The sequence below is a fragment of the Myxococcus sp. MISCRS1 genome, assembly GCF_026626605.1.
Lineage (GTDB): Bacteria > Myxococcota > Myxococcia > Myxococcales > Myxococcaceae > Myxococcus > Myxococcus fulvus.
The window spans coordinates 9,087,538-9,109,041 of sequence record NZ_JAPNKB010000001.1; the positions used below are offsets into that span (position 1 = coordinate 9,087,538).

The 21,504-nt window shown below is 70.3% G+C and carries 21 protein-coding genes; 11 read left to right on the top strand and 10 right to left on the bottom strand.

Annotated features, from left to right (window positions below; genetic code table 11):
• Positions 1 to 26 precede the first annotated feature (26 nt).
• From OWM54_RS36565 to OWM54_RS36575, 3 genes are read right to left on the bottom strand one after another with little or no spacing between them, the layout of a single operon-like run.
• On the bottom strand, positions 27 to 2,210 hold the full coding sequence (locus OWM54_RS36565; RefSeq protein WP_267700375.1) for a glycosyltransferase: 2,184 nt from the start codon (positions 2,208 to 2,210) through the stop codon (positions 27 to 29).
• Positions 2,211 to 2,231: 21 nt separating this feature from the next.
• Entirely contained in the window at positions 2,232 to 2,876 is a 645-nt protein-coding gene (locus OWM54_RS36570) for a hypothetical protein (protein WP_267700376.1), read from the bottom strand.
• Positions 2,866 to 4,500, bottom strand: coding sequence for a glycosyltransferase (locus tag OWM54_RS36575; RefSeq protein ID WP_267700377.1), 1,635 nt, complete (start codon positions 4,498 to 4,500; stop codon positions 2,866 to 2,868). Before OWM54_RS36575 ends, OWM54_RS36570 begins: the two co-directional genes overlap by 11 nt.
• Positions 4,501 to 4,620: 120 nt before the next feature.
• Here OWM54_RS36575 and rfbB point away from each other — a divergent pair, with 120 nt between their 5' ends.
• The 4 genes from rfbB to rfbC are packed head-to-tail and all read left to right on the top strand — an operon-like array spanning position 4,621 to position 7,992.
• The gene (gene rfbB / locus OWM54_RS36580; protein ID WP_046714716.1) at positions 4,621 to 5,646 is read left to right on the top strand and encodes a dTDP-glucose 4,6-dehydratase; all 1,026 of its coding nucleotides are present in this window, start codon (positions 4,621 to 4,623) and stop codon (positions 5,644 to 5,646) included.
• 1 nt (position 5,647) lies between these two features.
• Entirely contained in the window at positions 5,648 to 6,550 is a 903-nt protein-coding gene (locus OWM54_RS36585) for an SDR family oxidoreductase (RefSeq protein WP_267700378.1), read from the top strand.
• A gap of 15 nt (positions 6,551 to 6,565) precedes the next feature.
• Positions 6,566 to 7,450 (top strand): glucose-1-phosphate thymidylyltransferase RfbA, encoded by an 885-nt coding sequence (gene rfbA, locus OWM54_RS36590; protein ID WP_223752191.1) that lies wholly within the window; start codon positions 6,566 to 6,568, stop codon positions 7,448 to 7,450.
• On the top strand, positions 7,447 to 7,992 hold the full coding sequence (gene rfbC, locus OWM54_RS36595) for a dTDP-4-dehydrorhamnose 3,5-epimerase (RefSeq protein WP_267700379.1): 546 nt from the start codon (positions 7,447 to 7,449) through the stop codon (positions 7,990 to 7,992). The genes rfbA and rfbC overlap by 4 nt, the downstream gene beginning before the upstream one ends.
• A 36-nt stretch (positions 7,993 to 8,028) precedes the next feature.
• Here rfbC and OWM54_RS36600 read toward each other — a convergent pair whose 3' ends face one another.
• Positions 8,029 to 8,469, bottom strand: a complete 441-nt coding sequence (locus OWM54_RS36600) for an SRPBCC domain-containing protein (RefSeq protein WP_141324597.1) — start codon at positions 8,467 to 8,469, stop codon at positions 8,029 to 8,031.
• 54 nt (positions 8,470 to 8,523) lie between these two features.
• Here OWM54_RS36600 and OWM54_RS36605 point away from each other — a divergent pair, with 54 nt between their 5' ends.
• Entirely contained in the window at positions 8,524 to 8,853 is a 330-nt protein-coding gene (locus tag OWM54_RS36605; protein WP_223785375.1) for an ArsR/SmtB family transcription factor, read from the top strand.
• 18 nt (positions 8,854 to 8,871) lie between these two features.
• Here the strand turns inward: OWM54_RS36605 and OWM54_RS36610 are convergent, their stop codons facing one another.
• The 3 genes from OWM54_RS36610 to OWM54_RS36620 form a co-directional block, all read right to left on the bottom strand.
• Positions 8,872 to 10,554, bottom strand: coding sequence for a hypothetical protein (locus OWM54_RS36610; RefSeq protein ID WP_267700380.1), 1,683 nt, complete (start codon positions 10,552 to 10,554; stop codon positions 8,872 to 8,874).
• A gap of 180 nt (positions 10,555 to 10,734) precedes the next feature.
• The gene (locus OWM54_RS36615; protein ID WP_267700381.1) at positions 10,735 to 11,511 is read right to left on the bottom strand and encodes an AAC(3) family N-acetyltransferase; all 777 of its coding nucleotides are present in this window, start codon (positions 11,509 to 11,511) and stop codon (positions 10,735 to 10,737) included.
• Between the two features lie 13 nt (positions 11,512 to 11,524).
• Positions 11,525 to 12,409, bottom strand: a complete 885-nt coding sequence (locus tag OWM54_RS36620; RefSeq protein WP_267700382.1) for a LysR family transcriptional regulator — start codon at positions 12,407 to 12,409, stop codon at positions 11,525 to 11,527.
• A 114-nt stretch (positions 12,410 to 12,523) separates the two neighbouring features.
• Here OWM54_RS36620 and OWM54_RS36625 point away from each other — a divergent pair, with 114 nt between their 5' ends.
• The 4 genes from OWM54_RS36625 (at position 12,524) to OWM54_RS36640 (ending at position 16,088) form a co-directional block, all read left to right on the top strand.
• Complete coding sequence (locus OWM54_RS36625; protein ID WP_267700383.1) at positions 12,524 to 13,129, top strand: hypothetical protein; 606 nt, start codon at positions 12,524 to 12,526, stop codon at positions 13,127 to 13,129.
• Between the two features lie 141 nt (positions 13,130 to 13,270).
• On the top strand, positions 13,271 to 14,293 hold the full coding sequence (locus OWM54_RS36630) for an LLM class flavin-dependent oxidoreductase (RefSeq protein WP_223752184.1): 1,023 nt from the start codon (positions 13,271 to 13,273) through the stop codon (positions 14,291 to 14,293).
• Between the two features lie 157 nt (positions 14,294 to 14,450).
• Positions 14,451 to 15,518, top strand: a complete 1,068-nt coding sequence (locus OWM54_RS36635) for a YihY/virulence factor BrkB family protein (RefSeq protein WP_267700384.1) — start codon at positions 14,451 to 14,453, stop codon at positions 15,516 to 15,518.
• 111 nt (positions 15,519 to 15,629) lie between these two features.
• On the top strand, positions 15,630 to 16,088 hold the full coding sequence (locus tag OWM54_RS36640; RefSeq protein ID WP_267700385.1) for an RrF2 family transcriptional regulator: 459 nt from the start codon (positions 15,630 to 15,632) through the stop codon (positions 16,086 to 16,088).
• Positions 16,089 to 16,091: 3 nt separating this feature from the next.
• On the opposite strand, the gene OWM54_RS36645 is transcribed toward OWM54_RS36640, so the two are convergent.
• The 3 genes from OWM54_RS36645 to OWM54_RS36655 all read right to left on the bottom strand — a co-directional run bounded on the left by OWM54_RS36645 (position 16,092) and on the right by OWM54_RS36655 (position 19,261).
• Positions 16,092 to 16,508: a VOC family protein gene (locus OWM54_RS36645; RefSeq protein ID WP_223785372.1), complete on the bottom strand. Its 417-nt coding sequence runs from the start codon at positions 16,506 to 16,508 to the stop codon at positions 16,092 to 16,094.
• Positions 16,509 to 16,596: 88 nt separating this feature from the next.
• Positions 16,597 to 17,577 (bottom strand): sigma-70 family RNA polymerase sigma factor, encoded by a 981-nt coding sequence (locus OWM54_RS36650; RefSeq protein WP_267700386.1) that lies wholly within the window; start codon positions 17,575 to 17,577, stop codon positions 16,597 to 16,599.
• An 85-nt stretch (positions 17,578 to 17,662) separates the two neighbouring features.
• On the bottom strand, positions 17,663 to 19,261 hold the full coding sequence (locus OWM54_RS36655) for an ABC-F family ATP-binding cassette domain-containing protein (RefSeq protein WP_223752199.1): 1,599 nt from the start codon (positions 19,259 to 19,261) through the stop codon (positions 17,663 to 17,665).
• 212 nt (positions 19,262 to 19,473) lie between these two features.
• Between OWM54_RS36655 and tgt the strand changes: the two genes are divergently transcribed.
• Together tgt and OWM54_RS36665 are read left to right on the top strand one after the other, a co-directional pair.
• Complete coding sequence (gene tgt, locus OWM54_RS36660; RefSeq protein ID WP_141324588.1) at positions 19,474 to 20,643, top strand: tRNA guanosine(34) transglycosylase Tgt; 1,170 nt, start codon at positions 19,474 to 19,476, stop codon at positions 20,641 to 20,643.
• A complete protein-coding gene (locus tag OWM54_RS36665) occupies positions 20,640 to 21,485 on the top strand; it encodes an MnmC family methyltransferase (protein ID WP_267700387.1) in 846 nt (281 codons plus the stop codon). Before tgt ends, OWM54_RS36665 begins: the two co-directional genes overlap by 4 nt.
• Positions 21,486 to 21,504: the final 19 nt, after the last annotated feature.

A 21,504-nucleotide genomic window follows, 5' to 3' on the forward strand; every position in this document is an offset into this window, starting at 1 on the left:
ACGTCACGGTGTCCTCCGGGTGTCCTTCAGCGCCGACCGCGCAGGCGGTCCACGAGCTGCTGACGCAGCGGGCGCGAGGTGTCCTCCGTCCCCACCACGCGTGTCGCGACGCCGCGCAGCGCGTGGTGGACGAAGTCGAGGCGCTTCAGCGTCCCGTTCACCCGGTCGACCACCTTGTCGAGCAGGGGACGGGGGGCTGCTTCCGCGGCCCTGGCGAGCGCCAATGACTCCAGTTTGAGGGCCTCGCCCTGGAGGATGCACAGCGAGCGCTCGGGGTGGAGCGCGAGGCGTGGGTGCTTCTGACGCAGGTAGGCCATCAGTGGAGGGCGGTCTCCCACCATCGACGTCCGCGTCATCGAGTCCTGTCTCAGCCGGTACTGGAACAGGGGCTCCGGGATGACGGAGCCGCCGAGTCCCCGCTCCGCGAGGGAGCAGAAGACATCCCAGTCCTCGAAGCCGGTGAGCCACTCGTCGTACCCGCCGACCTCTTCCAGGTGACTGCGCCGCATCAGCGCGGTGCAGGTGGAGGCCACGTTGGCGACCCAGAGCGCGTCACGCTCGACGCCCCACGGAGCCCAGCCCCCCGTCACGTGGGTGGCGTCCTCGACGAAGTAGGTCACCAGGGACGTCACGTAGCCGAGCCCCGGCGTGCCCTCCAGCACCGTGAGGCACTTCTCCAGGAAGGTCGGGGCGATGAGGTCGTCCGGGTCCAACGGCAGGATGTAGTGCCCTCGGGCGGCCTTCAAACCCGCGTTGCGGGCGGAGCTCAGTCCTCCGTTCTGCTTGCGGATGATGCGCAGGTCGGGTGCCTGGACCCTGTCGAGCAGCTCGATGCTCTCCGGTTCGGTGGAGCCGTCGTCCACGAGGAGGATTTCGTAATCCGTGAAGGTCTGCGCGCGGATGGAGCGCAGCGTCTCCGGCAGGTATCGCCCCATGTTGAAGTAGGGCAGGAGCACCGAGACGCGTGGCGTGTCGGACCGCTCGCGAGCGGGTCGGGGGAGCACGTGGTTTCGCACGTGCGCCACGCCCTCCACGGCGGTCTCCCACTGCTTCACGACTCGCGAGGGGGCGTGGACGTCGGCGACACGGAGCGGGGCTTCGCGCTGTGCCGTCTGTCGAAGCTCGGGGCGGGTGAGTGCCTTCTCCAGCGTGGCCGCCAGCTGTCCCACGTCGCCAGAGCGGAAGAGCAGGCCGCTGCGGCCGTCCTCGATGAGGTCCGCCAGTCCGCTCGCATCGTCGCCGACCACGAGCACGCCGGAGGACATCGCTTCGAGACAGGCATCCGGAACTGGCCCCGAGGGCGCTGGGATACAGCACACGGTGGTCGCGGCGAATGCCGCTGCCAGCTCGGCGTCGGGAAGCGCGGAGTCGAAGTGGATGCGCTCGTGCCACGCGGGAGCGACCTGCCGCTCCAGCCAGCCACGCAAGGAGCGCCCGAAGGGGCCGGTCTCGGTGTCGTCTCCGATGAGGCGGAGCTCCGCGTCCACGCCTCGCTCGAAGAGCGCCTGCATGGCCTCGATGAGGAGGTGGAGGCCCGCGCGATACTCGAGCCGGCCGGCATACACGACGCGTGGCCGAGGCGTCTGCGTGCGCCGGGTCGGGGAGGCGTCGTTTCGCGCGACGAACGGCGGGGGCACCACGACACCCCGTGTGTCGAGCTTCAGCCGGGTGCTCACCTGCGCGAGCAGGGCGCGAGTGGGGGACAGCAGCAGGTCCGCCTCGCGAATGGACGTGTCCTCCAGGTGCTCCAGCTGGGCCGCGCCCATGTCCATCGTGGCGACGCGATTGAGCGCACGGGCTTCGTGGGTGGGGCCATGCAGCCGCACCGCGAGCACGGCGGAAGCGAAGTGGCCCAGGGTGCGTCGGGCGCGGAGCGAGAAGTAGCCCTCTCCCTCGAACTCGGGGAACTCGATGACGTCGAAGGGGTGGCTCGCGTGCAGCTCGCGCAGCGCGAGATACACCGCCATCGAGTGACGCAGGGGCGGGAAGGGGAAGGCCCCCGCGAACCCCGGCGTCAGCTCGGACGGTACGGTGTGGATGCGGACGCCGGGCAGCAGCGCCCGTGTCTGTTCGAGGGCCGGATGCGGTGCGGTGAGCAGATGCACCTCATGGCCCGAGGCCGCGAGCGCGCGGCTCATCGGCAGGGCATGGTGGCCGATGCCCTCGGCGGGGCTGACAGGCAGCGCTCGGCGGACCAGGCAGATGCGCACGAAGACCTCGGAAGCGAAGGGCTACCGTTTACCCGAACGGCGACGTCGCGAAGTGTCGGCGGACGGACGTGGCGTGGCTGCGCCGGTGCCCTTGGCGATGGGCTCCGACGTCCGAGACGAATCCATCGCGTCGCTGCCTTGCGGTGACGTGAACGCAGGCGCGTCCTGAGCCACCTCGCGCGCGTTGCCTTGCGCCGACGCGGACTGCGCCTGCGTGCCGCTTCCGCGCGCGGCCTCCTCGATGCGCGCGAGCCGCCGCTCGACGTCCTGCCGCCAGGTGGCCTGGGTCCGAGCGTGCTCACGCTGCACGTCGTGAATCGTCGCCAGCGCATCGAGGATGGACTCGTTGAACTCCACCTGCTTGCGCAGCGCCTCGTTGATGAACGGCTGGAACACGAGCCGGAAGGCGCGCTTCGCCAGCACCAGCGCCGGCCCCGTCACGCCGCCGCGGTGCGACGTCACCGGGCCCGCGTAGCGACTGTCCATCTTCCCGCGCGCCTCGGTGAGCAGCGCGGGCCAGGGCGTGGTGACCGCCGGCCTCGCGGACGCCTCGAGCACCTGGCGAAGCGACTCCCTCGCCTCGTCCGAGGGCTCCGGAAGCTTCTGGGTCTCCCTCGCCACCGTCTCGGCGGAGGGCGCCCGGGTCAACAAGTCCTCAGCGCGCATTCGAGCCACCTCGGGCAGAAGAAAGTGCCTCTACCAACGCCGTCACGGCCTGCTCCGGATGCGCAGGCTCCATGGCGACCAGCCGCGCTTCCAACTGACGACGCGCGGGCTCCAACACCGTCGACGGCGCCGACGGAACATGCGTGCCACAGGCCCTGGCTCCCACGTGCGGCAGGAGCGCCTGCGCCACCAACGTCTCCACTCCCAACAGCACCACCGGCGCCGCGGACACGCGCGCCGCGGTCTCCAGCGACGAGGACCCAGGCAGCGCATCAGGGCCCGGGCTCACCGGCTGGTCCGGCGTGAAGTGCCACACGGGCACCCCCTCCACGTCCTCGGGCCCCAGCGTGGTGGACGCCTCCTGTCCCCGAGGCCGCAACGCCAGCACCCGTGCTCCGGGCAACCGCTCCACCAGTCGCCGCGCCAGTCGCGACGAGGCGTCCTCGGGGCGCACGGTGAACGCGGGACACACCACGTCGACAGCAGCCTTCTCGTGTCCCAGCGAGGGCCCGCTCGGGCGCGCCGTGAGCAGCGCCTCGAACGCCTGGCGCACCTGCTCGGCCACGCTCTCCTGTGAGAGCGACGCCAGCCGGGCGCGCTGTCCCTGGAGCACCTCCGCGCGCAGGGCGGGGTTGCGGTCCAGCACGGCGAGCAACTGCGCCACCTCTTCCGGCGCATCCGTCAGCGTGGCCAGCCCCGCGCCACCCATCGTCTCCGGAACCGCCGCGGCTCCATACGCCACCACGGGCACGTCGCGGTACATCGCCTCCAACAAGGGCACACCGAAGCCCTCGTGCCGGCTCATCGACAGGTACGCGGACGCCGTCCTGAAGCACGCGGAGAGCTGCGCCGGACTCACGCGCCCCAGGAACAGCACCCGCTCCGCGCCGAGCACCTCCTTGAGCCCGTGCAGATACGCACCATAGGCCCCGTCCCGATGCAGGTACCCCGCGACCACCAGTCGGCTCCTCGGTTGGTACAGCCGCTGGTACGCGGTGAAGACGCGCAGCACGTCATCCACCTTCTTGCTCGGCACCGCGCGTCCCACGAAGAGGACGTTCGCGCACCCATCACCCAGCTCCGCGAGCAGCGCCGGGTCCGGGGCCGTGTCGAACGCACTCCAGTCGATGGCGAAGGGCAGCGTCGCCACGGAGCCGTAGCCCGCGGCCACCAGCTCCTCCGCGCTGAAGCGCGAGTAGCCGAACGCCCGCTCGATGTGCGGCCGCAGCTCCAGCAGCTCCTCCCGGGCCGCGTCGCACGCGGCGGCCACCTTCCGCTCGAACCCCTCGAACAGCCGGGCGGGCGTCACGTTGTGGTACACGAGCACCTTGCGACCAGGCGCCCGGGCGATGAGCGGCACCAGCCGCGACTGGAAGCTGTGGTGCACCAGCAGGAGGGAGTCCGGGCGGGCGTCTTTCGCGTACTCGCGCGCGGGGCGGACCTGGTCCTTGCAGGCGTCGTCCCAGTCCTCGGCGTAGATGTCCGACGCGTGGCCCCAGCGACGCAGCAGGTCCTGGAGGTAGCGCACCTGGTTGCCCACCGCGTCGCCCCAGGCGAGCCGGGGCAGGAGCTGGTGGACCGCCGGGAGACCCGTCGTCGGGGGGCTGCGTCTGGATTCACTCACGCGGAGGCTCCCTTAGCGCCGCGAGGGGGAGCACACAAGCCCGAGGCCCCTGGCGCCTTGACCGTCAAGAACCTCTCCGATACGCAGGCACCCTCTCTGAGCACCCGAGGCCCGCGGCACATGAACGTAATGGTGACAGGAGGGTGTGGCTTCATCGGCTCCAACCTCGTGCGGTACCTGCGACGCGAGCGACCCGACTGGACGGTGCTCAATCTCGACCAGCTGACGTACGCGGGCAACCTGGAGAACCTCTCCGACCTGGAGGGCGACCCCCGCCACGTCTTCGTCCGCGGCGACATCGGCAACCGCGAGCTGGTGGAGCACCTGATGTCCGTGCACGCCATCGACGCCGTGCTGCACCTGGCGGCCGAGAGCCACGTGGACCGCTCCATCCTCGGTCCCGAGGTCTTCGTCACCACCAACGTGTTGGGCACCCAGCGGCTGCTCGAGGCCAGCCGCGCGCGCGGCATCCAGCGCTTCGTCATGGTGTCCACCGACGAGGTCTACGGCTCGCTCGGCCCCACGGGCGCCTTCACCGAGTCCTCGCCGCTCAACCCCTCCAGCCCGTACTCGGCCAGCAAGACGAGCTCGGACCTGGTGGCGCTCGCCTACCACCACACGTTCAAGATGGACGTGGTGGTGACGCGCTGCTCGAACAACTACGGCCGCTACCAGTTCCCCGAGAAGCTCATCCCGCTCATGGTGGTCAACGCGCTGCACGACAAGCCCCTGCCGGTGTACGGCGACGGCGCCAACGTGCGCGACTGGCTCCACGTGGAGGACCACTGCCGGGCGCTGCTGCTCGCGCTGGAGAAGGGCCGCGCGGGCGAGGTCTACAACATCGGCGGCGGCGCGGAGCGGCGCAACATCGACATCGTGAAGGCCATCCTCGGCCTCGTGGGCAAGCCCGAGTCGCTCATCCAGTACGTCAAGGACCGGCCGGGACATGACCGGAGATACGCCATTGACCCGTCGAAGATTCGCGCGGAGCTGGGCTGGACGCCCGCGCACACCTTCGAGGAGGGCCTGGCCCAGACGGTGCGCTGGTACGTGGACCACCCGGCGTGGTGGGGCCGCGTGATGAGCGGCGCGTATCGCCAGTACTTCGAGACGCAGTACCAGCACCGCCTCCAGGGGAGGGCGTGACATGCGTGTGCTCGTCACGGGCTCGAATGGACTGGTGGGCAGCCGCGCCTGTCTGCAGTTGGAGCAGCGCGGCCACACCGTGGTGGGCCTGGGGCGAGGTCCCCGGCGCACCGGCGGCGCGTATGGCTACGTGGCGGTGGACCTGACGCGCGAGGCGGAGGTGGCCTCGGCGCTGGAGGCCGCGGCGCCCGAGGTCGTCATCCACTGCGCCTCCATGACGGAGGTGGACGCCTGCGAGAAGGACCCGGAGGCCGCCTACGCGGGCAACGTGCGCGCCACCGAGTTCGTCGCGCGGGGCGCTCGCAAGGCCGGGGCGCACCTGGTGCACGTGTCCACCGACTACGTCTTCGACGGCGAGGCGGGCCCGTACGACGAGGACGCCGTGCCCAACCCGCGCGGCGTCTACGCGGTGACCAAGCACATGGGTGAGCAGGCGGCGCGCGTGCTCGCGCCCGGCTGCGCCATCGCCCGGACGGCGGTGGTGTACGGCTGGCCTCCGGTGGAGGGGCGGCTCAACTTCGGCGCGTGGCTGGTGACGAATCTGGAGAAGGGCCAGCCCGCGAAGCTCTTCGAGGACCAGGTCGTCTCGCCCAGCCTCGCGGACAGCGTGGCGGCCATGCTGGTGGAGCTGGGAGAGCGCAAGCTCGGCGGCGTCTGGAACACCTGCGGCGCCGCCGTGGTGGACCGGGTGGCCTACGGCCGGGCGCTGTGCGAGGTGTTCGGGTTCGACCCGAAGCTCATCGTCCCCACGCGCATGGCGGAGCTGAAGCTGCCCAGCCCCCGTCCGCTGAAGGGGGGACTGAGGACGGACAAGGTTCGCACCCAGCTCGAGGCGAAGCCCCTGGAGCTGGCCGAGTCGCTCGCGCGCTTCCACGCCACGTGGAAGGCCGCGCGGGGGCACTGACGTGGAGAGGTGGACATGAAGGGCATCATCCTCGCCGGCGGCTCGGGCACCCGGCTGTATCCGCTGACCCGCGTGGTCAGCAAGCAGCTGCTCCCGGTGCACGACAAGCCGATGATCTACTACCCGCTCAGCACGCTGATGCTGGCGGGCATCCGCGACGTGCTCATCATCTCCACGCCGCAGGACCTGCCGCGCTTCCGGGAGCTGTTGGGGGATGGCTCGCAGTGGGGCATGCGCTTCGAGTACGCCGAGCAGCCCCGGCCCGAGGGCCTGGCCCAGGCGTTCATCATCGGCCGCGACTTCGTGGGCAAGGACCCGGTGTCGCTCATCCTGGGCGACAACATCTTCTACGGCCACGGGCTCAGCAACCTGGTGCGCGACGCCGCGCGCCGCACGTCCTCCGGCGCCACCGTGTTCGGCTATTACGTGAAGGACCCGCAGCGCTACGGCGTCGTCGAGCTGGACGCGAAGAACCGCGCGGTGAGCCTGGAGGAGAAGCCGGCGAAGCCCAAGTCCAGCTACGCCGTCACCGGGCTGTACTTCTACGACAACCAGGTGCTCGACATCGCCGCGCAGCTCAAGCCGAGCCCGCGCGGCGAGCTGGAGATCACCGACGTCAACATCGAGTACCTGCGCCGGGGCCAGCTCGACGTGGAGCTGATGGGGCGCGGCTATGCGTGGCTGGACACGGGCACGCACAGCTCGCTGATGGAGGCCTCCAACTTCATCGAGGTCATCGAGCGGCGGCAGGGCCTCAAGGTGTCGTGTCCCGAGGAGATTGCGTACCGGATGGGCTACATCGACGCGAAACAGCTGGTGGCGCTCGCCGAGCCGATGCGCAAGAACGAGTACGGCGAGTACCTGCTGGCCGTCGCGGAGAACCGGGGGGCGGTGTCGTGAAGGTCATCCCCCAGGAGATTCCGGAGCTGCTGCTGCTCGAGCCCAAGGTCTTCGGTGACGACCGGGGCTTCTTCATGGAGCTGTTCCACGCGAAGCGCTACGCGGACGCCGGCATCCCCGGGCCCTTCGTGCAGGACAACTACTCACGCTCGGCGAAGGGCACCCTGCGCGGTCTGCACTTCCAGGAGCCGCAGGGGCAGGGGAAGCTGGTGCAGGTGCTCGCCGGCAGCGTGTTCGACGTGGCCGTGGACGTGCGGCGCGGCTCGCCGACGTTCGGCCGGTGGGTGGGCGTGGAGCTGTCCGCGGAGAACCGCCGGCAGCTCTGGATTCCGCCGGGCTTCGCGCACGGCTTCTGCGTGACGAGCGCCACCGCGGACTTCCATTACAAGTGCACCACGCTGTACGCGCCGGAGGTCGAGCGCTGCATCGCGTGGGACGACCCGGACCTCGCCATCCCCTGGCCGGTGACGGAGCCGCTCATGTCCCCGAAGGACCTGCGCGCCCCCCGGCTGAAGGACGCGCAGGTGCTGCCCTCGCTGTAGTCGTCGCCTTGACGGGTGGGCGGGCGACGGGCCCGCTCACATCGCTCCGCCCGCGCGCAGGTTGATGCCGTACTCGAGGTAGGCCTTGAGGCACGACATCATGTGCATCCAGCCGCCGCAGTTGCCGTAGGACGCCTGGACGTCCGCCGGGGTGTCCTTCCAGCCGGACTCGCGAATCTGGACCATGGTGTTGCCGGCATCGATGGGCGTGAAGCGCATCTCCACCCGAATCTGATAGCCGCCCGGGCCCGCCTCCCACTCGAAGACGAGCCGGGCGTCCTTCTCCACCTCGCGGACGACGACGTCGTGCTCGCCCGGCACCTCCGCGAAGCTCCACTTCACCGTCGTGCCCGCCACCAGCGGCCCGCTCGCGGTCTGGACGAAGTAGCCGCTGAGCTTGCGCGGGTCCACCACCGCGTCGAACACCTGCGCCACCGGCTTCTGGACCTTCAGCTGCACCTGGAACCTGGGCTCCATCTCGTTGCTCCTCTCGCTGGGTTTCGGCCGGACAATATGTTATAGAATTATAACATGTCGAGGGCGGAGCGGGATGACCTCATCTTCAAGGCGCTGGCGGACTCGCGGAGGCGGGCGATGCTGGACTTGTTGAAGGAGGCGCCGCGGACGACGGGGGACCTGTGCGAGCGGTTCGAGGGCTCGCTGGACCGGTGCACGGTGATGCAGCACCTGAAGGTGCTGGAGCGCGCGGGCCTGGTCATCGCGGTGAAGGAAGGGCGCACGCGCTGGAACTACCTCGACGTCACGCCCTTCCAGGAGATCCACGAGCGGTGGATCTCCCCCTATGCACGGGAGGCGGTGGGCCTCCTGTCGAAGCTGAAGCGGGACGTGGAAGGCGACTGACGCCCGCTGGACTCGCGGCTACAGGCTCTTGAGGAACTCCACCAGGTCACCCCGCTGCGTGGCGTCCTGCACGTAGACGGGGTGGGGTGCCTTGTCGCCGCGCGCGGGGTCCAGCAGCGAGTCCAGCCCGGCGACCTCGCTGTCGTGGAGGAAGCGGTCCTTGCGCCCCAGGTCCAACAGCAGGGGCAGGGCGGAGCCACGCGGCTCACCGCGGCGGCTGGCCTCCACGATGACCGTCTTGTCGTCGAAGATGGTGGTCGGGTCGTCCTGGATGGGCGCGAAGGCGATGGTCCGGATGCCGGGCTCCACGGGGCGCTCGGCGAGCACCGTCGGGTTGTAGCCCGGGTAGATGCTCTTCATCGGCACGATGAAGGACGGGACGCGCTTGCTCTGGTCCACGTTGTGGCAGTTGGTGCAGCGCGCGGTGAACTGCTCGCGCCCACGCTCGGCGCGGGTGGCGTCGAAGGCGACCGGTGCGGGCGCCTGGAGGCTGTCGGTGTACGCGTTGAGGTCCCTCAGCGCGCTCTCGTCCACGCGCAGGCCCACGGGCGCGGCCTCGGTGCCGACCTGGTCGGCGGGGACGGCCGTCGCGGTGATGTACGGGAAGCCCTCGCCGACCACGCCTCCCTTGCCCACCACCTGCGTCTCCTTGAGGATGGCCAGGTAGTCGTCCGCCAGCTCGGTGCCCGCGGCCTTGCCGCCCAGGGCCTGGAGGAAGGTGCGCCCCCCGGGCGTCACCAGGCTCGTGAGGTCCAGCAGCACGGTGTAGACGAGGTTGTTGAAGTTCTCGAGCCGCGCGATGTCGCCGGGCGTGCCCCAGGGCGCGGCCAGGTCCGTGCGGAAGAACGACGCGATGTGCTGCTGCGCGCCCGTGCCGTCCGGCGCGTCGTCGAACGAGCCCAGCGGGTAGAAGGCCGGGTTGCTGACGAAGGCGTCGACCTCCGCCTCCGTGGACTTCTCCGTGAGGCCCTGCTCCGAGGGGGCGCGGCCGATGGACTTGTCGCCGTTGGCGGTCAGCTTCACCTGGAGGAGCGGGTAGAGCGCGCGCGTGTTGGCCGCCACCGCGAAGATGCCGCCCACGTTGAGGTTGTGCGGCGTGGGGCCGTCGATCTGCTTGCCGACGGAGCCGCCGCCCAGGTTGTTGGTCGACTTCACCACCGAGCCATCCGTGATGGCGTGGCACAGCGCGCAGGACACGCCCACCTTGTCGCCGCTGGCGACGTCCAGCTTGCCGTCCCCGTTGGTGTCCTTGACCACGACGCCAATCACCGCGTTGGCGTTGATGAGCGCCACGGTGGTGGCCGGGTCATTGAGCAGCGGACCGCTGGTGCCCTGTGAGGCCAGCTCCGCCGCGACGGCGGCCTTGGTGGCGTCATCGAGCGCGTCCACGTTGACGCTGAGGCCCGCCTGCAGCGCCTGCACCGGGGTGAGCCGCGCGGCGACGATGCCCGCGGGCAGGCGCACCGCGTCCGTCCAGAAGCCCTCGTTGCCGAAGGTCTCGAAGCGGAACACCTGCTGGCCCCGGGTGCTGTCGCCACCCGTCAGGCGCGGCAGGTCCGGGCCCTGGTCCGCGGGGCCGTCCTTCGTCTGGTTCTGGTTGATGTTCGGGCCGCTGTCCTTGCTCTTCGAGCAGGCCCCCTGCGCCATGGCAAGACTGGTGGCCAGGAACACCCAGCCGACCTTCCCACGATTCTTCTTCATCCTTGTTCCCCCAATGCTGACGCGCTTCGAAGCGCGCAGCTATTGAGGTCACTCGGGCGCGCGTGGCACGTGCATTCCGCGCGGGAGTTGGTGCCTGTCGCTTCGGCGACACCCGGGGTGATCGCCTGTGCTCACTCGGGCGCGCGAGCGTCGGGCGCCGTGCTTCCGGGTGCGGGGCACTCAGCGCGAGACGCTGTCACGGGCGAGCGTGCACTCCTCGCAGCCGGCGTCTGGCCCGCAGAGGAAGACGAGCGGGTCCGCGGCGAGCTGCTCCAGCGCGACGGCGACGATGTCCCGCGCGTCCGCCAGTCGCGCGTCGGCGTGGCCCACCTTGCCTTCACGTTGCAGTCCCCGAGCCCGGAGCCACGCGTCGGCGCGGCGGAAGCCGATGCAGCAGTGGTCCGTCTCGGCGATGTCCACCGTGCTCGCGACACCGTCGACCTCGACGACGCAGGGATGGGAGATGGAGTAGGGCACACCCGCGAGCGACTCGGCGAGGTGCAGCGTGGTGTCCTCGCTGTGCGTCACGCCGAGGAGCAGGACCTGTCCACCCAGCGCGTGCACCTGACCCACGGGGCTGTCGGGGCCGTGCGGCGGAGACAGGGGCTGGGGACGGCAGATCTCCACCGCGTGGGGACCCGCCGCGGCGAACGAGCCGCCCGGATGCGTGCTGCGCACCACGCCCGGCTGGCGCCAGAACAGCTCCGCGGTGATGCCCATGTCCGTGGTGGGCGTGGAGCGCGGGTCGAAGACGGACTCGCCATCGGTCATCGTCGGCATCACCAACGTCCCGCGAGGTCCGAGGGCCGCGCGCAGGGCGGCCACCAGGCCGAGCGGACCGCCTTCCACGGGGCGCACGGCCCGGAAGGACGTGTGGACCAGGAGCACGCCCGCCTCGCGCACGCCGAGCGCGCGGAGCTGCTCCACCATCTGTTGTTGGGTGATCTCGTCGGACATGGGGCTCGAAGGCTCAATGGGGCTTCATCGTGAGCGCCGTCGGAACGTGCTCGATGAGGAAGTCTCGCATCGCGACCACGCGGGGCGCGAGGGGGCGCTCGGGGAGGGTGACGAGGGAGAGTGGGGTGCCGGGGAAGGTGAGGTCCGACAGCACCCGAACGAGCGTTCCCTGCGCCACGTCCCGCGCGGCGAGGAACGTGGGCAACAGCGCCACGCCGCCCGCGTTCCGGGCCAGCTCCAGCAGGGCGCCGAAGTCCTCGCACTCGACGGCCGCGGGAGGCGAGTCCTTCTTCGCGGCGAAGCTCTTGCGCCCCGGTTGGGTGGAGGGCCACAGGCCGTCATGCCGGGCCAGCTCGCTCACGGACTTCATGCTCCCGCGTGAGGCCAGGTAGCGGGGCGAGGCGAAGAAGCCCGCCTCCAGGGTGCCCAGCTTGCGTGCCTTGTACGGCCCGGGGCGCAGCGTGCCCACCCGCAGGGCCAGGTCCGAGCGCGTCGCCGCGAGCGCCACCACGGAGGACTCCAGGACGAGCCGCACCCGGACCAGCGGGTAGCGCGCGCGGAAGGCGGCCACCAGGGGAGCCACCACGGTGCGGCCCAGGTCCGGCGTCGTCGTCACCGTCACCAGCCCCGAGGGTGTCACGGGCCGGTCCTCCAGCGAGGTCGTGGCGGATTCGAGCGCGGCGAGGGGCTCGGCGATGCGCGAAAGGAGCTGCTCTCCGGCGACGGTCAGCGCCACCGCGCGGGTGGTCCGGGTGAGCAGGACCACGCCCAGCTCGGCCTCGAGCGCGCGGACCACCCGGCTCACGTGCCCCTTGTCCACGCCGAGCCGCTTCGCGGCCTGGGTGTAGCCGCGCGTCTGCGCCACCGCGAGGAAGACGGTCAGGTGGTTGAGGTTCATCGTTGCGGATTCTACAACGATGGGTTGCGTTTCCTCGCATTGTTGATGGGGGAGGACGGACGCATGGTGGGGCTCGCGCATGTCGCGCCATCGAGTCCGAGGAGGTTGCCTCCCATGAAGCGTTGGGTCGTCGTCGCGTGGTTGCTGTTCACCTTTGCTTGCGCCAGCACCGTTCCGGGCGCGTTGCCCTTGCGCGCGGAGAAGGGGCCGGAGCCGGAGGTCACGTTGTTGTGGGTGGGCGAGGCGCAGGCGGAGCGCTTCGAGGAGGGAGCGTGGAAGCGGGTGCCGGCGTTCGACTACGAGTTCACGGTGGAGCAGCGCCGCTTCGGGAACCACTGGGAGTCGGTGAAGCACCTGCGTCGGCGGCACCCGGACTATGACGGGAGCGCGGGTCCGCGGGAGCAGACGATGTTCTTCCGGGTCGACCTGGGGGCGGTGGAGTCCTCGGGGAGCGTGGCGCTGAAGCTGGTCTCCACGCTGGGCCCGGGCGAGGGGACGACCGACCGCGCATTCCGGGAGGCGAAGCTGGTGTTCCACCCGGAGCTGAGCTCCTTCGCGCCCTTCGACACCTACCGCATCCAGCAGCATTACGAGTACGAGCAGGGGCTGTTGAAGGAGACGGTGTCCCTGGACAAGGGCGAGCGACCCTGGGTGCGCAACCACGAGCGGGCCGGGCTCTTCGCCCCCCACCGCTTCGAGTCGCCCCCGACGACGCGGTGACGAGGGGGGCGTCCGAGCCCTCCTGCGTTTCCCGTGCACGGGAGCGCGCCCTGCGTTAACGCAAGGGCTTTCCGGGGATGGCGCCGCCCGGGAAGGGACGGGCCCGTCCCTCGTTGCGCGTGCGCGCCCTGAGGTCCTCCGATGATTCCCTTCTCCGTTCTCGACCTCTCCCCCATCCGCCAGGGCAGCGACGCGGCGGACGCCCTGCGCTCCACGCTGGACCTGGCCCGGCACGCGGAGCGCTGGGGCTACCGGCGCTTCTGGCTGGCCGAGCACCACAACATGACCGGCATCGCCAGCGCGGCCACCGCCGTCGTCATCGGCCATGTCGCGCAGGGCACCTCGAGCATCCGCGTGGGCGCCGGCGGCATCATGCTGCCCAATCACTCGCCCCTCGTCATCGCCGAGCAGTTCGGCACGCTCGAAACCCTGTACCCCGGTCGCATCGACCTGGGCCTGGGCCGCGCCCCCGGCACCGACCAACGCACCGCCTCCGCCCTGCGCCGCAGCCGCGTGGACACCTCCGACGCGTTCCCCCAGGACGTCGCCGAACTCCAGGCCTACTTCCAGGACCCCGAACCCCAACAGGCCGTGCGCGCCGTGCCGGGCATGGGGCTCAAGGTGCCCTTGTGGATCCTCGGCTCCAGCCTCTTCGGCGCTCAGCTCGCCGCCGTCATGGGCCTGCCGTACGCGTTCGCCTCGCACTTCGCGCCCCAGCAGCTCTTGTCCGCCCTGCGCGTGTACCGCGCCAACTTCCGCCCCTCCGCGGCGCTCGACAAGCCCTACGCCATGGTCGGCCTCAACGTCTTCGCGGCCGACACGGAGCCGGAGGCCCAGAAGCTGTTCACGTCACTCCTGCAGGCCTTCATCAACCTGCGCCGCGGACGCCCCGGCCAGCTGCCGCCTCCGGTGGACAGCATGGACGGGCGCATCACCGAGTACGAGCTGGCGGAGGTGGAGTCCATGCTCGCCTGCTCCATCGTCGGCAACCCACAGCAGGTCGAGGAGGGGCTGCGCTCCTTCATCGCGGAGGTCCAGCCCGACGAGCTGATGGTCACCTCGCAGATCTTCGACCACACCGCGCGGCTGCGCTCCTACGAACTGCTCGCCCAGGCCCACGCCCGCCTCTCCAGCGGCGACGCGGCACAGCGCTCCGCGGGCTGAGCCAGGCGCCCTCCTTCGCGAGCGCTCCCCTGGATGCCTGCCCGCGGGCGTCCTCCCTGGGGGAGCGGGCGAGGAGGCTGTCCTTCCGGGCAGGGGCGCCACCGAGGGCGCGCATGGCCAATATCCCCTGGGACTTCCATGGGATGAGGACTGCGCGATGGTCTTGCCGGGCAAGGGCATGGGATGGCTGGAGTTCTTCAAGCTCCTGAAGGACGAATGGAAACGCGATGACGTGGGCGACGTCGCGGGAGCGTTGACGTTCCGCGCCATCCTCGCGCTGTTCCCGTTCCTGCTGTTCCTGGTGTCACTCGCGGGCGTCATCATCGACCCCAACCAGGCGCAGGTGCTCATCCAGGAGCTGGGCAAGGTGGCCCCCAAGGAGGTCACCGCCATCCTGAGCCAGCGCATCGAGTCGCTCGCCAGCAGCAACCCCGTGGGCCTGCTCACGGTGGGCGGCGTGGGCGCCATCTGGGCGGCGTCCGGCGGCATCGTCGCGTTGATCAACGCGCTCAACACCGCCTACGGCGTCGAGGAGACGCGGCCGGTGTGGAAGCTGCGGCTCATCGCTGTCTCCACGACGCTGATCGCCGCGGTGGTCGCCATCGTCGCGGCGCTGGCGGCGGTGGCCACGCCCGCGCTGGCGAGCAAGCTGCCCGGGCCCGTGTCCACCGTGGCGCTGTGGCTGCGCCTCCCGGTGGCGGGCCTGCTGATGATGTTCCTGTGGGCGGTGCTCTATTACGTCCTGCCCAACGCGAAGCAGAAGTTCCGGTTCATCACCCCGGGCTCCGTCGTGGGCGTGCTCATCTGGGTGGCCGCGTCCTGGGCCTTCTCCAAGTACGTGGCCAACTTCGGCAAGTACGACGTGAACTACGGCGCCATCGGCGGCGTCATCGTGCTCCTCCTGTGGATGTGGCTGTCCTCGCAGGTGGTGCTGCTGGGCGCCGAGATCAACGCCATCCTCGAGCAGCGCTCCCCGGAGGGGAAGGCGCCGGGCCAGCGCGTGCCGGGGCAGGGCAAGGCCCTGACGGCCACCAAGACGGAGCTGGAGGAGGGCGGCGCGGGCCTGCCTGGCTCGCGCGACTTCCGCCCCCAACTGGACCCCGCCACGGGTCAGCCCGTCACCAACACGCCCCCGAAGCTCGGGCAGACGCCCCTGGCCGCCGCCGCCAAGTGGGCCGCCGGCCTGGGCCTGGGCGTCTTCTTCCTGCGCAGGACGTCTCGCTGAGGCCCGTCCGGAAGCGGGCGGACGCCCCAGGGCCGGGGTTTGCCGGGTTGCACGCCGCCAGGGCGGACGATAGGTAACCTGGAGGTGTCTGCATCCCAGCCCGGAGGGTGAGTGAACAGCCGATTCACCATGGCGGCGCACATCGTCGCGATGCTCGCGAAGTGCTCGGCGAAGGCGGAGGGTCCGCTCACGTCCGAGGTCATGGCGCGCAGCATCCAGACGAACCCCGTCGTGGTGCGGCGGCTCCTGGGCGACCTGGCGCGCTCGGGGCTCATCGAGACGAAGCGCGGCGCGCGGGGCGGCGTGACGCTGGCCCGCAGCCCCGACGCCATCACCCTCCGCGACATCTACGAGTCGGTGGAGGAGGGCGAGCTCTTCGGCCGTCACCCCGTGGGCCCCGCGCCGGACTGCACCATCGGCCCGTGCGTGGCCGAGTACCTGGAAGGCGTCTTCGGCCGCGCGGAGGCCGCGCTGAAGAAGAGCCTGGAGGGCACCACCGTCGCCCAGATGTCCGAGGAGCTGGAGGCCCGCTTCCGCGCGCTCAATCCCTCCCTCGGGCAGTCCGGCTGAGCCTCAGTGCGGCAGCGCGCTCAGGTCCATGTGGATGACCTCCCAGTGATGGCCATCCGGGTCGAAGAAGCTCCAGCCGTACATGAAGCCGTGGTCCTGGGGCTCCCCCGCCGTCGAGCCGCCGGACGCCACCGCCGTCCTCACCATCCGGTCCACGTCCTCGCGGCTGGAGGCCGACAGCGCGAAGATGCCCTCGGCCGTCGTGCGCGTGTCGCACAGGGCCTTCTTGCTGAAGTCCTGGAAGCGCGCCTCCGTGAGCAGCATCACGAAGGCCTCTTCGCTGACCACCATGCACGTCGCGTGGTCATCACAGAAGCGGGCATCGAACGTGAAGCCCAGCTTCGTGAAGAACGCATTCGTGCGCTTCAGGTCCTTCACGGGCAGGTTGACGAAGAGCTTGCGCGAGCCGGTCATGGCCATGGATGCCTCCACCTCGGGTGGGTTCCCTGGCATGGACGGACAAGGGGGCCCGGAATCATCGGTGCCCCCCAGAAAAAGGCCCGGGCCCTCAGCGCGCCGGCAGGAAGGGGGGCAGCCCGAAGCGCGGGAAGAGCGTCTTCGCGTCGAGGAAGTAGTTGAGCCCGACGATGCGCTCCCCCTCGATTTCGAGCACGTTGAGCGCCCACGGGGTGAGCGTCCCGTCCGGGCCGCCCGGCTTGTACTGGCCGAACGCGGGGGCCCCGTTGGCGGACACAGGCACCAGCCGCGAGCCCCGGCACGCCGCGCCCCGTCCCTCCATCCACAGGGCCACCTGCTCCGGGCCGCGCACCCAGAGCGCGAGCGGAGGCATGGACATGTTGACCTCCTGGTGGAGCAGGGCGGTGAGCGCGGCCATGTCGTAGCGCTCGAACGCGTCCACGTACCGGTCCACCAGCGAGGCCTGTGTCTCTGACAGTGGCTCCCTGGGCGTGCTCACGTCCTTGGTGGCCAGCGTGGCGCGGGCCCGCTGCAGCGCGCTGTTGACGGCGGGCACCGTCAGCTCCAGCGCGTCGGCGACCTCGGCGGCGGACCAGTCCAGCACCTCCGTGAGCAGCAGCGCCGCGCGCTGCCGGGGCGGCAGGTGCTGGAGCGCGGCGACGAAGGCCAGCCGGATGCTCTGGCGCATCATCACCAGCTCCGAGGGCGTGGCGTGGCTCGGCACCACGAGCGCGTCCGGCACGGGCTCCAGCCACTCCTCCCCGGGGCGCTCGCCCAGGGGCGCGTCCAGCGGGCCCGGCGGCCCCAGCTCCATGGGCCGCACGCGGTGGGCGCGCTCCTGGAGCACGTCGATGCAGCGGTGGGTGGCGATGCGGTACAGCCACGTGCGCGCGCTGGAGCGCCCCTCGAAGTGCTCCAGGTGGCCGAGCGCGCGCACGAAGGTCTCCTGGACGGCGTCCTCGGCCTCGGCGATGGAGCCGAGCATCCGGTAGCAGTGTCCGGTGAGCGCGGTGCGGTGCTCCTCCATCGCGAGGAGCGCGGCCTGCGGTGCGGGGGAAGGGCCTTCAGCCATGGCCGGGCCTCTATCAAGCCTCCGCGGGGCGGGCCAAGCGCCGGGGTGTGAGGGCCCCGGCGCTTCGACTCGAAGAAGCGGTGCGTCAGCGGCGGTGGGCCGTGACGTCCGCGTGCTTCTCGCGGAACTCCGAGTAGGGGCCGTTGAAGTCGAGCACCTCCTGGCCGGCCTGGAGCGACCAGATGCGCGTGGCCACCTCGGAGATGAGCTCCTGGTCGTGCGTCACGACGATGACGGTGCCCTCGTACTTCTGCAGGCCCTCGGCGAGCGCGGAGATGGACTCCAGGTCCAGGTGGTTGGTGGGCTCGTCGAGCACCAGGACGTTGTCCTGCATGATCATCAGCTTGGAGAGCAACAGGCGCACCGTCTCACCACCGGAGAGGGTGTCCGTGTTCTTCATGCGCTCCTCACCGGAGAAGAGCATGCGGCCCAGCACGCCGGAGATCTCCTCGTTGGTGAGCTTGTCGTGCAGGTCCCGCAGCCAGCCGAAGCAGGTGGTGCCCTTGCGCACGACGCCGTGGTGGTCCTGCGGCAGGTAGCCCACGGAGGCCTGGTGGCCCCAGCCGATCTTGCCCGTGTCCGGCTCCAGCTGGCCGGCGAGCATGCGCACCAGGGTGGACTTGCCCACGCCGTTGCGGCCGATGACGCAGACCTTCTCGCCCTTGCACACCAGCGCGTTGAAGGGCCGGATGACGGCCTGGCCGTCGAAGGACTTGCTGATGCCCTCCACCATGAGCGTCTGCTTGCCGCTGACGACCTTCTGGTCGAAGCGGATGAACGGGCGCGCGATGTTGGAGCGCTTCAGGTCATCGGTCTTGAGCTTCTCGATCTGCTTGATGCGGCTCTGCACCTGGGAGGCGCGGGTGCCGGCGTGGAAGCGCGCGACGAAGTCCTGCAGCTGGGCGATCTTCTTCTTCTTCTCCGCCGTCTCGGACTCCACGCGGGTGCGCAGCTGGGCCTTCTGCCGCACCATGTCGTCGTAGCCACCGTTGTACTGGATGATGGCCTCGTAATCGATGTCCGCGATGTGCGTGCAGATGGAGTTGAGGAAGTGCCGGTCGTGGCTGATGGTGATGAGCACGCCCTCGTACTCGTGCAGGAAGTTCTCCAGCCAGCGGATGGAGTCGATGTCGAGGTTGTTCGTGGGCTCGTCGAGCAGCAGCCCCTCGGGCTTGCCGAACAGCGCCTGGGCGAGCAGCACGCGCAGCTTGAGGCCGCCCGTCAGCTGGCGCATCTGGCCCTCGTGGAACGACTCCTCGATGCCCAGGCCCGCCAGCAGCGTGGCCGCGTCGCTCTCCGCCGAGTAGCCATCCTCCTCCGCGATGACGCCCTCCAGCTCACCCAGCCGGTTGCCGTCCTCTTCGGTGATGTCGGACTTGGCCAAGAGCTGGTTCTTCTCCGACATGGCGTCCCACAGGGGCTTGTTGCCCATGAGGACGACGTCGAGGACGCGGTTCTCCTCGTAGCGGAAGTGGTCCTGGCGCAGGATGCCCAGCTTGCGCGGGCGCACGACGTTGCCCATGTCCGCTTCCTCGTCTCCGGCGAGGATCTTCATGAACGTGGACTTGCCCGCCCCGTTGGGACCGGTCAGGCCGTAGCGACGGCCCGGGGAGAAGGTCACGTTGACCTCCTCGAACAGCTTCTTGGGCCCGTAGGCCTTGGAGACGTTGATGACGTTGAACATGGCGGCGGCGTTGTAGCGGAATTGACGCGCAGCGGCCAAGGAAGCGTGGAATCGCCTCCGGACCGTCTCGCGGTGACCTGAGGAAACGCCTGCCAGGTGACGAAAAATGCCCTGGAATGGCGGGGCCTTGGGGCCCTGTCCGGCCGGCAGGTGGGGGAACGGGCGACAGGGATGGACTGTCGGGCGGGATTGGCGGGTATAAGGCCCCGCCCATGGCCGTCCGTTTCGAGCTCGTCACCACCGACCCCACCGGCGCCCGCGCCGGCATCCTCCACACCCGGCGCGGCAGCTTCCGCACGCCCATGTTCATGCCGGTGGCCACCCACGCCGCCTTCCGGCACCTGGCCATGGAAGAGGTGAAGGAGACCGGGGCCAGCATCCTCCTGGCCAACACCTACCACCTGATGCTCCGGCCCGGCACGGAGGTCTTCAAGCGCTTCGGCGGCATCCATCCCTTCATGCAGTGGGATGGCGGCGTGCTGACGGACTCGGGCGGGTTCCAGATCTTCTCCCTGCCGGAGGACCGGCTCATCACGGAGAAGGGCGCGCACTTCCGCAGCTTCTACGACAACAGCCGGCAGCTGCTCAGCCCCGAGTCCAGCATCGCGATGCAGCAGTCCATCAACTCCGAAATCATGATGGTGCTGGACGTGTGCATCGACTCGCGCACGGACGAGGCGGGCACGCGCGAGGCGATGGAGCGCACCCACCGCTGGGCGGTGCGCAGCCTCGCGGCGAAGAACCAGGTGGACACCGGGCAGGCGCTGTTCGGCATCGTCCAGGGCGGCGTGTTCCCGCACCTGCGCGACGAGAGCGCGGCCTTCCTGACGCAGCTGCCGTTCGACGGGTTCGCCATCGGCGGGCTGGCGGTGGGCGAGACGAAGGCGGAGCGCGAGACGATGACGTTGCGCACCACCGCGTCGCTGCCCGCGGACAAGCCTCGCTACCTGATGGGCGTGGGCACGCCGACGGACCTCATCGAGGCGGTGCTGCGCGGCGTGGACATGTTCGACTGCATCATCCCCACGAAGATGGCGCAGCAGGGCTACGCGTACACGTTCCAGGGGCTGGTGCGCATCACCCGCACCGTGTACCGGCTGGCGGACGAGCCGCTGGACGCCGAGTGTGATTGCTACGTGTGCAAGCGCTACACGCGCGGGTACCTGCAGCACCTGATGCGCGGCAAGCACCACCTGGGCTCGCGCTTCCTGTCGGTGCACAACGTGCGGCACTACCAGAAGCTGATGGGCCGCATCCGCGAGGGCATCCTCTCCGGCACGTACGACCAGGTGGCGCGGGAGCTGAAGGCCGCCATCGCCACGCCGAAGGACCTGAAGGAAGAGGCGGCGGCGCGCGACGTGACGCTCAAGGAGGTCGGGTGAGCCAGGAGGCCAACCCGCGCGACGGGGACTTCGAGCTGGTCACGCTGCGCAACGGCTCGCGCGCGGTGCGGCACCTGGGCCATGGCGAGGTGATGCACCCGTCGGTGGGCCCGTGGAAGGAAGCGCTGGGGCTCTACGTCGAGCAGCCGAGGCTGGCGGAGCGGCTGTCCCAGCCGGGGCCCACGCTGGTCATCCACGACGTGGGGCTGGGCGCGGCGACGAACGCGGTGGCGGCGCTGACGTGCGCGCGGGAGCTGGGCGCGGCGCGGAGGCGGGCGCTGGAGGTGGTGAGCTTCGAGGTGGACCTGGCGCCCCTGCGGCTGGCGCTGGCGGACGCGGCGGGCTTCCCGTTCCTGCAGCCGTTCCGCGCGGCCGTCGAGACGCTGATGCGGGACGGGGTGTGGGAGGAGGAGGGCCTTCGCTGGCGGCTGCACCTGGGGGACGCGGTGCCGTTCCTGGACGGGGCGCTGCCGGTGGCGGACCTGGTGTATTTCGATCCGTTCTCTCCCGCGTCGAACCCGGACATGTGGACGGAGGGCGTGCTCGCGCGGGTGCGTCGGCACTGCCGCGAGGACGGCGAGGGTGCGCTGTTGCTCACGTACAGCGCGGCGACGCCCACGCGGGTGACGCTGCTGCTGGCGGGGTTCTTCGTGGGTGCGGGCTCGTCCACGGGGACGAAGGGTGAGACGACGGTGGCCTCCACGCGGCGCGAGTCGCTGGTGGCGCCGCTGGGGCAGCGGTGGGTGGAGCGGTGGACGCGCTCCTCGTCGCGGGCTCCGCACGGTGGAAGCCTGACGCCCGAGGTCGAAGCACGCGTGCTCGCACATCCGCAGTGGCGGTGAGCGGGCCCGCCCGGTCCCC